Below are 12185 nucleotides of genomic sequence, written 5' to 3'. Positions count from 1 at the left end.
CACCGGAAGTGGCGTCCCATAGGGGGTTCGAACCCCTGTTACCGCCGTGAAAGGGCGGTGTCCTGGACCACTAGACGAATGGGACGCATTGGAGCGGGAAACGAGATTCGAACTCGCGACCCTCGCCTTGGCAAGGCGATGCTCTACCACTGAGCTATTCCCGCGCTCCGGTATCTCATCGAGAAGAGTGGCGTCCCATAGGGGGTTCGAACCCCTGTTACCGCCGTGAAAGGGCGGTGTCCTGGACCACTAGACGAATGGGACGCTGTGTCTCGCCTCGTCGAGATGGCGCATATAGTACTGACACGGCGGGAAAGTGTCAAGCATGGGAGTGGCACGACGATCTAGCGTTAACGATCGGGCTGGAAAAAACGCCGTGTCTTGATGTCACAATGAGGTGCACGCACCTGGCGACGCAACCGAGGAGTAGAGGCCATGCGCAAGAAGCTAGAGAAGAGCGAGGCCGAATGGCGTGAACAGCTCACCCCCGAGCAGTACCACGTGACCCGAGAGAAAGGCACCGAGCGCCCCTTCTCCGGCGACTACCGAGTCAACGACGAACAGGGCATCTATCACTGCGTGTGCTGTCACGCGCCGCTGTTCGAGAACGAGCACAAGTTCGACGCCGGCTGCGGCTGGCCGAGCTTCGACCGCCCCCTGGGCACCGGCTGCGTGGAACACCAGGCGGATTCCAGCCATGGCATGCAGCGCGTCGAGGTGCTCTGCGCCCGCTGCGACGCTCACCTCGGCCACGTCTTCCCCGACGGTCCGCAGGAGACCACCGGCCAGCGCTTCTGCATCAACTCGGTGGCCATCGACTTCCACCCCGGCGAATAGCGCCCTGCCCCGCCCTGCAGCGGCCGGCCATCTGCTATGATGGTCGGCCGTTTCATTGAGTAGCAGGAGAGGGATGATGCTCGGCTGGTTCCCGGGACACATGAACAAGGCGCGCCGGCAGATCCTCGAGGCGCTGCCGGAGATCGACGTGGTGATCGAGGTGCTCGACGCCCGTCTGCCCTACTCCAGCGCCAACCCCATGCTGGCGGAACTCACCCGCCACAAGCCGGTGCTCAAGATCCTCTCGCGCGCCGACCTGGCCGATCCGGTCCGCACCAAGGAGTGGACCGCCCATTTCGACGCCCAGCCCGATACCCGCGCGCTGGCGGTGACCACCACCCAGTCGCGCGAGCTCAAGCGCATTCCCAAGCTGTGCCACGAGCTGGCCGGCCAGGTGCGCGCCGACCGCGACGTGCGGGTGATGGTCATGGGCATTCCCAACGTCGGCAAGTCGACACTGATCAACGGCCTGGCCGGACGCACCATCGCCAAGACCGGCAACGAACCGGCGGTCACCAAGCGCCAGCAGAAGGTGCGCATCAACGGCCAGGTGGCGCTGATCGACACCCCCGGGGTGCTGTGGCCGAAGATCGAGGATCAGGCCAGCGCCTATCGCCTGGCCGCCAGCGGCGCGATCCGCGACACCGCCATCGACTACGTCGACGTGGCCGTGGTGGCCGCCGCCGAGCTGGCCAAGCGCTATCCCGAGGCGTTTTCCGCGCGCTACAAGCTGAAGGCGCTGCCGCCCTACGAGGGGCATCCTGACGCCGACCGGGTCGAGGCCGACGGCGACGCCCAGCTCGATCTGCTGGCCGAGGCCGGCTTCGACGGCCACGCCCTGCTCTCCACCATCGCCAGCAAGCGCGGTGGCCTGCGCCCCGGCGGCGAGGTCGACCTGCACCGCGGCGCCGAGGTGCTGCTGCACGAGCTGCGCGACGGCAAGCTCGGCCGCGTGACCCTCGAGACCCCCGCCGACATTCCGGCACAGGCGCCCGAAGAGGACGCCGACGCCTCGGCCAGCGCCGACGACGAAGCGGCCGGCTGAGACGGCTCGCGTGACCGGTGTCACGCGCCCTTCTCGCGCACCTTTCTCTCACCAAGACGATCACCCCGCCGCCCGGCGGCCCTGGACACCACTGGACTCGACCCCATGGACACTGCCTCGCTCAGGAAATCGCACAAGCTCGACAACGTCTGCTATGACATCCGCGGCCCGGTGCTCGACCACGCCAAGCGCCTGGAAGAGGAGGGTCAGCGCATCCTCAAGCTGAACATCGGCAATCCCGCGCCGTTCGGCTTCGAGGCCCCGGAGGAGATCCTCCAGGACGTGATGCGCAACCTGGCCACCGCTCAGGGCTACTGCGATTCCAAGGGGCTCTACTCGGCGCGCAAGGCGATCATGCAGGAGTGCCAGCGCAAGGGCATTCCCGGCGTCGGCGTCGAGGACGTGTTCGTCGGCAACGGGGTCTCCGAGCTGATCACCATCTCGCTCCAGGCGCTGCTCAACGACGGCGACGAGGTGCTGATCCCGGCGCCGGACTATCCGCTGTGGACCGCCGCCACCAACCTCTCCGGCGGCCGCGCCGTGCACTACCTGTGCGACGAGCAGGCCGACTGGGCGCCCGATCTCGACGACATCCGCAAGAAGGTCACCGAGCACACCCGGGCCATCGTCATCATCAATCCCAACAACCCCACCGGCGCCGTCTATCCGCCGGAGGTGGTGCGCGAACTGCTGGCGATCGCCCACGAGCACAACCTGGTGGTGTTCTCCGACGAGATCTACGACAAGATCCTCTACGATGGCACCGAGCACGTCTCCACCGGCTCCCTGGCCGGCGACGACCAGCTGGTGGTGACCATGAACGGGCTGTCCAAGAGCTATCGCTGCGCCGGTTTCCGCAGCGGCTGGATGACGCTGTCGGGCAGCATCGCCAAGCAGCGCGCCCAGGACTACATCCAGGGCCTCAACATGCTGGCCTCGATGCGCCTGTGCGCCAACGTGCCGGCCCAGCACGCCATCCAGACCGCGCTGGGCGGCTACCAGTCGATCAACGACCTGGTGCTGCCCGGCGGCCGGCTGCTGGCCCAGCGCGACATCACGCACGAGAAGCTGAACGCCATTCCCGGCGTGTCCTGCACCAAGGCCAAGGGCGCGCTCTACGCCTTCCCGCGCCTCGACCCCAAGGTGTTCAACATCCAGGATGACCAGCAGCTGGTGCTCGACCTGCTGCTGCAGGAGAAGATCCTGCTGGTGCAGGGCACGGCCTTCAACTGGCCCGAGCCGGACCACGTGCGCATCGTCACCCTGCCCTGGGCCGAGCAGCTCGACGACGCCCTGGATCGCTTCGCGCGATTCCTGTCGCGCTACCGCCAGTGAGCCGCATGGCCATCGTCGATGAGCCCACGGCGACGTCGCGCTTGAAACCCTCGACGAAAGTCCGTATCTAAGCAGTTGCTTCTACTCGCCGCGCCCATCCGGGCGCGGCGCCTGCACGACAACCCTCATGGGAGAGTTCCGGCAATGATGAGAATCCTGCTGTTCCTGGGCACCAACCTGGCGGTGATCCTGGTGGCCAGCATCACCCTGCGACTGCTCGGCGTGGAGCCCTACCTCAGCGCCCAGGGCATCAACTTCAACAGCCTGCTGATCTTCTGCTTCATCTTCGGCATGGCCGGCTCCATGGTGTCGCTGTTCATCTCCAAGTGGATGGCCAAGCGCAGCACCGGCACGGTGATCATCGAGCAGCCCTCCAACAGCACCGAGCAGTGGCTGCTGGACACCGTGGGCGAGCTGGCCCGCGAGGCCGGCATCAAGATGCCGGAAGTGGGCATCTTCCCCGCCGAGCAGTCCAACGCCTTCGCCACCGGCTGGAACAAGGACGACGCCCTGGTGGCGGTCTCCGCCGGCCTGCTCAACCGCATGCGCCCGGAAGAGGTGCGCGCGGTGCTGGCCCACGAGATCGGCCACGTGGCCAACGGCGACATGGTGACCCTGGCGCTGGTTCAGGGCGTGCTGAACACCTTCGTGATGTTCTTCGCCCGCGTAGTGGCCCAGCTGGTCGACAGCTTCCTGCGCAAGGATGACAACGAAGGCCTGGGCTTCTTCGGCTATTTCGCGGTGGTGATCGTCGCCGAGATCGTGTTCGGCCTGATCGCCTCGGCCATCGTCGCCTGGTTCTCGCGCTTCCGCGAGTACCGCGCCGACGCCGCGGGCGCCAGGCTGGCCGGCAGCGGCGCCATGATCAATGCCCTCGGCCGGCTCAAGGCCGAGACCCAGATGGCCGACCAGATGCCGGACACCCTGACCGCGTTCGCCATCACCACCGGCCAGACCCGCAAGCTGATGGAGCGGCTGTTCGCCAGCCACCCGCCCCTGGACGACCGCATCCGCGCGCTCAAGGAAGCGGCCTACCGGCAGTAAGCGGCAACGCGACAGCGTGAACCGACTGAAGCAAACGAAAACCCGAGGGCCTTGGCCTTCGGGTTTTCTTGTGGCTCGGCGCTTGTGGCCCGGCGCTAGGCGCTTGTGGCCACCCGGAAGCCGGCGGCCGCAAGCGGCGCGGCCAGGGCCTCGGCCGCCGGGCGCAGCCCGACGGCCAGGGTCGAGAACTCCCGGCGCAGCGGGTAATTCGCGCGGCAGTCGTCGAAGCCGACCGCCATGCCCTGGCGGCGGCTCTCCCGGTGCAGGGCATCATGGTCGCGGCGCACGTCGTAGACCGCGCGCATGCACAGCCGCAGCGCCTCCTCTACCGTCAGGCCGCCGTCGAGGGTCAGGGCGGCCAGCGGCGGCGCCGGCGACAGATCCGCCAGGGTCAGCCGCGCCGGCAGGCCGAAGCGCTGGGTCAGCGCCTGATAGATGGCGTGGGTGCCGCGCAGCTTGCCGTCGCGGCTGTGGCCGGCGATATGCGGCGTGGCGATCGCCGCCAGGTCGCACAGCGCGGCGTCGATGCCGGGCTCGTCCTCCCAGACATCGAGCACCGCCGTGATGTCGCCCCGCCCCGAGAGCCGCGAGCGCAGCGCCTGGCCGTCCAGGCAGTCGCCGCGCCCGGCGTTGAGCACGATGGTCCCCGGCGCCAGCTCGGCGATGCGCCGGGCATCGAGCAGGTGCCGGGTGGCGTGGTGGCCGTCGCGCACCAGCGGGGTGTGCAGGCACAGCACGTCGCAGGCGTCGATCAGCGCGTCAAGCTCATGGAAACCTGCCTCGCCCTCCGCCTCGATGCTCTCTGCTTCCACCCTGGGCGGGTCGCAGGCCAGGCAGGCGATGCCCATGGCCTCCAGGCGCGCGCGCAGCCGGCCGCCGACGTTGCCGACCCCGACGATGCCGACCGTGCGCTCCAGCAGCGAGAAGCCCTGGCGCTCGGCCAGGGTCGCGAGGCTCGTCAGCACGTAGTCGACAACCGCCTCGGCGTTGCAGCCCGGGGCGCTGGCGAAGCCGATGTCGCGCGCGGCCAGCGCCGCCTGGTCGACGTGGTCGGTGCCGATGGTGCAGGTGCCGACGAAGCGCAGCCGGGAACCGGCCACCAGGGCCTCGTCGACGCGGGTGATGGAGCGCACCACCAGCGCATCGGCGTCGCGCACCGTGTCGGCATCGATCTCGCGGCCGGGCACCCGGATCACTTCGCCCAGCGGCCCGAAACAGGCCTCGGCGGCCGGCACGTTGGCGTCGACGACGATTCTCATGGGTCCTTCCTCTCGATTGACTTGTCCATGGAAACTTGTCCATGGAACACAAGGCCTTACAATACGGGTCATGTTACACGAGCGGTGCGCGTCGCGCCGCCGCCGACCTCGGGAGTCGCCGTGATCGTCCGCTGGGAAACCGACCATGACTATGTGCTGGTACATGTCCATCAGGACATGTTCGGCGACTGGATCTTCAGCCGCGCCTGGGGCCAGATCGGCACCCAGTTCGGCGGGCTCAAGCATCGGCTCGCCGACGACCACGGCCAGGCCATGATGTGGCTCGAGGACGAGGCCACCATCCAGGCCTCGCGCGGCTTCCACAAGGTACTGGAAGCCGACGACCACAGCCCGGAAGGGCGCGATGCGGTCAACCAGCTGTCGCTGCTCGACCCGCTCTAGGCTCGTCAGCTCAGGTAGCGCCGCCCCCGGCGCATCACCGCGCCACCCGGCTCCGACGGCGCCTCGCTCTCACCACCCGGCATCGCCTGCCAGGCGTTTTCGTCCAGCCAGCCCCGTGCGGCCAGCCACTCGGCCAGCCCCGCCGGGGAGACGGCGCCCTCCAGCGCCGCCCCCGTCTCGTCCACCAGCACCGGAATGCGCTCGCCGAAGCGCGCCAGCAGCGCCTCGTCGTCGCCGATCTCGACCCGCGTCAGGCAATACTCGACGCCGGCCAGGCGCGAAAGCCCGGCCTCCAGCGTCTCGCAAAGGTGGCAGCCGAGCGTGGTGTAGAGCGTCAGCTGGATCATGCCTCGGCGGCACCCTCCTTGTGGCGAATCAGGAAGACGTGATGCAGGTCCGGGCGACGATTGAAGTCCGGGTCGAACGTCTTCGCCGAGATGTCCTCCACCGCGTAGGCCTCGCCCAGCTCGGTGTCGAGCTTGAAGCGGCGCTGGTTGTTGGAGAACACCAGGGTGCCACCGGGCGCCAGTCGCGCCATGGCCAGGCGCACCAGCCGGCCGTGGTCGCGCTGCACGTCCAGGGTGTCGGCCATCTTCTTCGAGTTCGAGAAGGTCGGCGGGTCCATGAAGATCAGGTCGAAGTGGACACCGGCGGTCTCGAGCCACTGGAAGCAGTCGTCGCGCACTACGCGGTGACGCGAGGGATCGAGCCGGTTCAGGGCGAAGTTGTCCCGGGCCCAGTCGAGGTAGGTGTTCGACAGGTCCACGCTGACGCTGTCCGAGGCGCCGCCGAGGGCGGCCTGCACGGTGGCCGTGGCGGTATAGCAGAACAGGTTCAGGAAGCGCTTGCCCTGGGCCATCTCGCCGAGCATGCGCCGCACCGGACGGTGATCGAGGAACAGCCCGGTGTCGAGGTAGTCGCGCAGGTTCACCCACACCCGGGCCGCCCCTTCCCGGACCTCGAAGCGCTCGCCGCTGGCGGCCTGCTTCTGGTACTGGGCGCGGCCACTCTGGCGCTCGCGGCGCTTGACCACCACCCGGCTGGCATCGACCTCCAGCTCTTCCGGAATCACCGCCAGCGCCTCGAACAGCCGCTTCTGGGCCTGGCCGGCATCGATCGACTTCGGCGGCGCGTACTCCTGCACGTGCACATGATCGCCGTAGACGTCGATGGCCAGGGCGTATTCCGGCATGTCGGCGTCATACAGCCGGTAGCAGGTCTCGCCGGAGCGCTTGAGCCACTTCTTCAGCCGCTTGCGGTTCTTGGTCAGGCGATTGGCGAACATCTGCGCGCCCTCGGAGCGCGGCGGCGGAGCGGACGCTGCGGGCTCGCCGTTGCCAGCGTCATGGGCGCCCTCCGGCACGTCCATCAGCAGCAGCTTGGCGTCCAGCGGGCCGTTCTTCAGCGAATACTGCTTGTGGGCGCGCAGCCCGGTGCGATGGCCGAGGTCCGGATTGCCGGTGAACAGCGCCAGGCGCCAGCCCGGAAAGGCCTGGCGCGCCCGCTCGCCGAGATCGGCGTAGAGGCCGACCAACTCGGGCAGCTCGCCGAGACGCTCGCCGTAGGGCGGGTTGGTGATCACGAGGCCCTTCGCCTCCGGGTCGAGATCCTCGGGGCGCTTGAGCTCGGTGAGGCTCGCGCCCTTCAGGGTGATCAGCGCCGGAATGCCGGCGCGCATGGCGTTGGCCTTGGCCGACGACAGCGCCGGCGGGCTCTGGTCGAAGCCGTGGATCCGGCAGCGGCAGCGCTTGCGGCCGATGCTGGCCCGGGCCTCGGCCTCGCGCTTGATCTCCTGCCAGCGGGCCTTGTCGTGGCCGGCCCAGCCCTGGAAGCCGAAGCGCTCGCGGTTGAGGTTGGGCGCCATGTCGGCGGCCATCATCGCCGCCTCGATCAGCAGGGTGCCGGCGCCGCACAGCGGGTCGACCAGCGGCTGGCCCTCGCGGGCCCGCTCGGGCCAGCCGGCGCGGATCAGCAGCGCGGCGGCCAGGTTCTCCTTGAGCGGCGCGTGGCCCACGTCGCGGCGATAGCCGCGGCGATGCAGGCTGTCGCCGGCGAAGTCGATGCCCAGGGTCAGCCGGCCGCGATGCAGGTGGGCGTAGAGGCGCAGGTCCGGCTGGCGGGTATCGACGTTCGGCCGCGGCTGGCCGTCGGCCTGCAGGCGATCGACCACGCCGTCCTTGACGGTCTGGGCGCCGAAGCGGGTGTGGCGAATCTCGGTGGAGCGGCCGTGGAAGTCCACCGCCAGGGTCGCGCCCCGCGGCAGGTGCTCGCCCCAGGCCACGGCGGCCGTGGCCGCGCGCAGCTGGTCGGGGGTCTCGATGCCCTCCTCGCGCACCAGGCACAGCACCACCCGGTTGGCCAGCCGCGACCACAGGCAGGCCCGATAGGCCGTCTCGAGATCGGCCTGGAAGTGCACCCCGGCCAGGGTCGTCTTGCCGGGCGTGGCGCCCAGCGCGGCCAGCTCGTCGGACACCAGCAGTTCCAGCCCCTTGGGACAGGTGGCGAGGAAGGCCAGAGAGTCGGTAGCTCGTCGTTCGGTCATGAGAAATCCATCGGGTGGCTTCAGGCCCGCCACGTCCGCGTGACGCCTGAATGTACGCTTTGTTACAAATCACCTGTCGACGGCATCGACCAGGTTGCGCTATGAATAAAGTGGTAGCTACCAGACAACGCATGCGTTCCTGTCATGAGGGCAAGGACCTGTCGACACAGTACGCGCTGTGCCGTATCGACACCCTCAAGTCACGGTCGTGACGCCCAGAGCGTCGCTGCCATCGGTGCCTTTAGCAAGAGGTAGACCAATGAAACGACAGAAACGTGATCGCTTCCAGCGTGCCTTTGTTCACGGGTACAAGGCGGGTGTCTCAGGTCGTTCCCGCGATGATTGTCCGAACCAGGACATCAACCTAAGAGAGTACTGGATGAGCGGTTGGCGTGAAGGTCGTGGAGACCAATGGTCCGGAATGACAGGGGTCTCCGGTATTCACAAGAACCCCATGGTGATCTGACCCCGATCAGGCAGATCGTCCCTTCGTTCCCCAGACGAACCCAACCTCCCAAGCCCGCGCCCAGCGCGGGCTTTTTAATGCGTCGCCCGCCTCAGCGACGACGGTCGCGCAGCGCCCGGGCGCATTCCCCGACCAGCGCCGGCCCGCGGTAGATGAAGCCGGAATAGAGCTGGACCAGGTCCGCCCCGGCCTCGCTCTTGGCCGCCGCCGCCTCGCCGCTGTCGATGCCGCCCACGCCGATGATCGGCAGGGTCGGCAGATGACGGCGCAGCTCGCGAATCACGGTGTTGGAGGCCTCGAACACCGGCCGGCCCGACAGCCCGCCCTGCTCGTCGCCGTGGGTCAGCCCGACCACCGCCTCTCGCGCGATGGTGGTATTGGTGGCGATCACCGCGTCGATGCGATTGGCCTCGAGGCTGCGCGCCACCAGGGCGACCTCCTCGGCGTCCATGTCCGGCGCGATCTTGACCGCCAGCGGCACGCGACGCCCGCTGTCGCGATCGAGCCGGTCCCCCGCCTCGCGCAGCGTGCCCAGCAGCTCGTCCAGATGCTCGCCGAACTGGAGGTTGCGAAGCCCGGGGGTGTTGGGCGAGGAGATGTTCACGGTGATGTAGTGGGCGTGGGCATGCACCTTCTCCAGGCAGTGGAGATAGTCGTCTACCGCCTGCTCCACCGGCGTGGTCAGGTTCTTGCCGATGTTGATGCCGATCACGCCCCGGTAACGGCTGGCCTTCACCCTGGCGATCAGGTGGTCGACGCCGGCGTTGTTGAAGCCCATGCGGTTGATGATGGCGCCGGCCCCGGGCAGGCGGAACAGCCGCGGCTTCGGGTTGCCGTCCTGGGGCTTGGGCGTCACGGTGCCGACCTCGACGAAGCCGAAGCCGAGCGCGCCCAGGGCGTCCAGATGGTCGGCGTTCTTGTCGAGCCCGGCGGCCAGTCCCACCCGGTTGGGGAAACGCAGCCCCATCAGCTCCACCGGATCGTCGACGCGCTCGCCCATGGCCTTCGCCAGGCCGAGGCGGTCCGCCAGATCCAGCCCCGACAGCGCCAGGCCATGGGCCTTCTCGGCATCGAGACGGAACAGCAGCGAACGGGCGAGGGAATACATGGCGGCTCCTGAGACGGCGGCGGAAAATCGGGCGCGAGTATAGCGCAGCCGACCCGCCACGACGAACGCCAATGCCAACGACCGGCCGGCACTTCTTGTATGATGGACCGACCGGACATCGGAATGTCCGACACGGAACAGACCGCGGGCGACGCCGCCCCGCCAGGGAGACGCCATGACCGAAACGACCGAGACGCTGGAACACCGCCTGTCGCGCATACACCTGGCGCTGGAGAAGGAACACCTGGAGTGGGTCGACGACGTGATCGCCGACCTGGAACCCGCCGAGGTCGCGCTGCTGCTGGAGTCGCTGCCGCTCGACGCGCGCATCCGGCTGTGGGAGCGCGTGCCTCAGGAGGTCGACGGCGAGGTGCTGCTGCACGTCCACGACGAGGCGCGCAGCACCCTGATCGACGACATGGACCACGCCGAGATCGTGGCCGCCACCGCCGGGCTCGACACCGCCGACCTGGCCGAGCTGTTCGAGGACCTGCCGCAGCAGGTCGCCGAGGACATGCTGCGCTCCATGGACGAGCTGCAGCGCGCCCGCCTGCAGGAGACCCTGGCCTTCGAGGAGGACTCCGCCGGCCGCCTGATGCGCACCGACACCATCGCCGTGCGCGCCGACGTCAGCCTGGAGACCGTGCAGCGCTTCCTGCGCTGGAAGCAGGAGGTGCCCGACAACACCGACAGCCTGATGGTGGTGGACCGCAACGGCCTGTTCATGGGCGTGCTGCCGCTGGCCCGGCTGGTGGCCAGCGATCAGGAACAGGCCGTGGCCGACCTGATGGACAGCGACGTGGACAGCATCCAGGTGACCATGAAGTCCCTCGACGTGGCCACCCTGTTCCAGACCCACGACCTGGTCTCGGCGCCGGTGGTGGATAGCCGCGGCCTGCTGCTCGGCCGCATCGTGATCGATGACATCGTCGACGTGATCCGCGAGCAGTCCGAGCAGGCGCTGATGAACATGGCCGGCCTCGACGAGGAGGAAGACCTGTTCGCCCCGGTGCTGCCCAGCGCCAAGCGCCGCGCCGTATGGCTCGGCATCAACCTGCTGACCGCCTTCCTGGCCGCCTGGGTGATCGGCCGCTTCGAGGCGGCCCTGGATCAGCTGGTGGCGCTGGCCGTGCTGATGCCGATCGTCGCCAGCATGGGCGGCATCGCCGGCAGTCAGACCCTGACCCTGGCGATCCGCGGCCTGGCCCTGGGCCAGATCAGTCGCACCAACAGCAACTGGCTGCTGCGCAAGGAAGTCGGCATCGCGGTGCTCAATGGCCTGCTGTGGGCGCTGGTGGTGGCGGTGCTGGCGGTCATCTGGTTCGGCAGCATCGGCATCGGCGCCATCATCGCCGCCGCCCTGGTGATCAACATGCTCGTCGCCGGCGTCGCCGGCATCGTCATCCCGCTGCTGCTCAAGCGCCTCGGCATCGACCCGGCGCTGTCCGGGTCGGTGGTGCTGACCACGGTCACCGACGTGGTCGGCTTCATGTCCTTCCTGGGCCTGGCCACCCTGTTCCTGCTCTAGCCGCTCGTCGAGAAGGCGCGTCGCGTTTCGCCCGCGGCGCGCCCGTTCAGACCGTCGTCGATGTGCGACGCCTGGCGTCGCCGCCACGACACTCTTGCACCCTGCCTTCAGCTCGTTAGCATGAAAGTGGTCGGGTCGCCGCAGGCGGCCATCGTCGATGCGGGGAAAGGCTTCCCCCCCAGGTGCGACGGAGATAAGGAGAGACCCATGTTGACCAAGACACAGTTGACCAAGACAGCGCTCACCAAGACACGCCCCCTGATGATCGCGGCCGGCGCCATCGCCGTGATGGGCATCGCCGGCTGCGCCAGCGACAGCGCCTCCATGGAGATGAAGAGCACCGACTACGTGGTGACCGGCCTCGGCGACGATCGCCAGGAAGCCCTGGAAGAGGCCAAGGAGCGCGCCCTGGAGGTCTGCGAGGCTCGCGACCGGGACGAGTTCATCATCCAGGACCAGCAGGTGCTGGGGCCCGACGCCAGCGACGAGAAGCGCGACAAGGCCGAGGCCATGGTGGAAGGCGGCACCGTCAACGAGGACACCAACCTGGCGGCCCTGAACGATGACGGCGAGGACTACAAGGCCATCTGGAGCATCAGCTGCCGCTGATCGCTGGCAA

At 68.3% G+C, this 12185-nt stretch carries 12 protein-coding genes and 3 tRNA genes; 8 read left to right on the top strand and 7 right to left on the bottom strand.

Annotated elements, in window-relative coordinates:
* Positions 1 to 9: 9 nt before the first annotated feature.
* The 3 genes from UYS_RS0213190 to UYS_RS0213180 all read right to left on the bottom strand — a co-directional run bounded on the left by UYS_RS0213190 (position 10) and on the right by UYS_RS0213180 (position 264).
* A tRNA-Glu gene (locus UYS_RS0213190) sits at positions 10 to 85 on the bottom strand.
* A 4-nt stretch (positions 86 to 89) separates the two neighbouring features.
* Positions 90 to 164, bottom strand: a tRNA-Gly gene (locus tag UYS_RS0213185).
* Between the two features lie 24 nt (positions 165 to 188).
* Positions 189 to 264 (bottom strand) — tRNA-Glu (locus tag UYS_RS0213180).
* A gap of 171 nt (positions 265 to 435) precedes the next feature.
* Between UYS_RS0213180 and msrB the strand changes: the two genes are divergently transcribed.
* From msrB to htpX, 4 genes are all read left to right on the top strand, one after another.
* Complete coding sequence (gene msrB / locus UYS_RS0213175) at positions 436 to 837, top strand: peptide-methionine (R)-S-oxide reductase MsrB (RefSeq protein WP_016855990.1); 402 nt, start codon at positions 436 to 438, stop codon at positions 835 to 837.
* Positions 838 to 913: 76 nt separating this feature from the next.
* Positions 914 to 1882: a ribosome biogenesis GTPase YlqF gene (ylqF, locus tag UYS_RS0213170; protein ID WP_040478464.1), complete on the top strand. Its 969-nt coding sequence runs from the start codon at positions 914 to 916 to the stop codon at positions 1880 to 1882.
* A 105-nt stretch (positions 1883 to 1987) separates the two neighbouring features.
* Complete coding sequence (locus tag UYS_RS0213165; protein WP_016855988.1) at positions 1988 to 3217, top strand: pyridoxal phosphate-dependent aminotransferase; 1230 nt, start codon at positions 1988 to 1990, stop codon at positions 3215 to 3217.
* A gap of 144 nt (positions 3218 to 3361) precedes the next feature.
* The gene (htpX, locus tag UYS_RS0213160; RefSeq protein ID WP_016855987.1) at positions 3362 to 4261 is read left to right on the top strand and encodes a protease HtpX; all 900 of its coding nucleotides are present in this window, start codon (positions 3362 to 3364) and stop codon (positions 4259 to 4261) included.
* A gap of 95 nt (positions 4262 to 4356) precedes the next feature.
* Here htpX and pdxB read toward each other — a convergent pair whose 3' ends face one another.
* Entirely contained in the window at positions 4357 to 5520 is a 1164-nt protein-coding gene (gene pdxB, locus UYS_RS0213155) for a 4-phosphoerythronate dehydrogenase PdxB (RefSeq protein WP_016855986.1), read from the bottom strand.
* A gap of 120 nt (positions 5521 to 5640) precedes the next feature.
* On the opposite strand from pdxB, the gene UYS_RS0213150 reads away from it, so the two are divergent.
* On the top strand, positions 5641 to 5922 hold the full coding sequence (locus UYS_RS0213150) for a hypothetical protein (protein WP_016855985.1): 282 nt from the start codon (positions 5641 to 5643) through the stop codon (positions 5920 to 5922).
* 5 nt (positions 5923 to 5927) lie between these two features.
* On the opposite strand, the gene UYS_RS0213145 is transcribed toward UYS_RS0213150, so the two are convergent.
* A complete protein-coding gene (locus tag UYS_RS0213145; RefSeq protein ID WP_016855984.1) occupies positions 5928 to 6269 on the bottom strand; it encodes a glutaredoxin family protein in 342 nt (113 codons plus the stop codon).
* Positions 6266 to 8464, bottom strand: coding sequence for a bifunctional 23S rRNA (guanine(2069)-N(7))-methyltransferase RlmK/23S rRNA (guanine(2445)-N(2))-methyltransferase RlmL (rlmKL, locus tag UYS_RS0213140; RefSeq protein WP_016855983.1), 2199 nt, complete (start codon positions 8462 to 8464; stop codon positions 6266 to 6268). Before rlmKL ends, UYS_RS0213145 begins: the two co-directional genes overlap by 4 nt.
* A gap of 259 nt (positions 8465 to 8723) precedes the next feature.
* On the opposite strand from rlmKL, the gene rmf reads away from it, so the two are divergent.
* Positions 8724 to 8930 carry a ribosome modulation factor gene (rmf, locus tag UYS_RS18100; protein WP_083868137.1) on the top strand — a complete coding sequence of 69 codons (207 nt, stop codon included), beginning with the start codon at positions 8724 to 8726 and terminating at the stop codon, positions 8928 to 8930.
* A 91-nt stretch (positions 8931 to 9021) separates the two neighbouring features.
* Here the strand turns inward: rmf and UYS_RS0213135 are convergent, their stop codons facing one another.
* Positions 9022 to 10038, bottom strand: a complete 1017-nt coding sequence (locus tag UYS_RS0213135) for a quinone-dependent dihydroorotate dehydrogenase (RefSeq protein WP_016855982.1) — start codon at positions 10036 to 10038, stop codon at positions 9022 to 9024.
* 175 nt (positions 10039 to 10213) lie between these two features.
* On the opposite strand from UYS_RS0213135, the gene mgtE reads away from it, so the two are divergent.
* Positions 10214 to 11566 (top strand): magnesium transporter, encoded by a 1353-nt coding sequence (mgtE, locus tag UYS_RS0213130; RefSeq protein ID WP_016855981.1) that lies wholly within the window; start codon positions 10214 to 10216, stop codon positions 11564 to 11566.
* A gap of 207 nt (positions 11567 to 11773) precedes the next feature.
* Positions 11774 to 12175 carry a hypothetical protein gene (locus UYS_RS0213125; protein ID WP_016855980.1) on the top strand — a complete coding sequence of 134 codons (402 nt, stop codon included), beginning with the start codon at positions 11774 to 11776 and terminating at the stop codon, positions 12173 to 12175.
* Positions 12176 to 12185: the final 10 nt, after the last annotated feature.

Source organism: Halomonas smyrnensis AAD6 (assembly GCF_000265245.1).
In the GTDB taxonomy this organism is placed as follows: domain Bacteria; phylum Pseudomonadota; class Gammaproteobacteria; order Pseudomonadales; family Halomonadaceae; genus Halomonas; species Halomonas smyrnensis.
The sequence above is the reverse complement of the archived record's forward strand: the minus strand, read 5'-3'. Positions and strand labels throughout refer to the sequence as shown.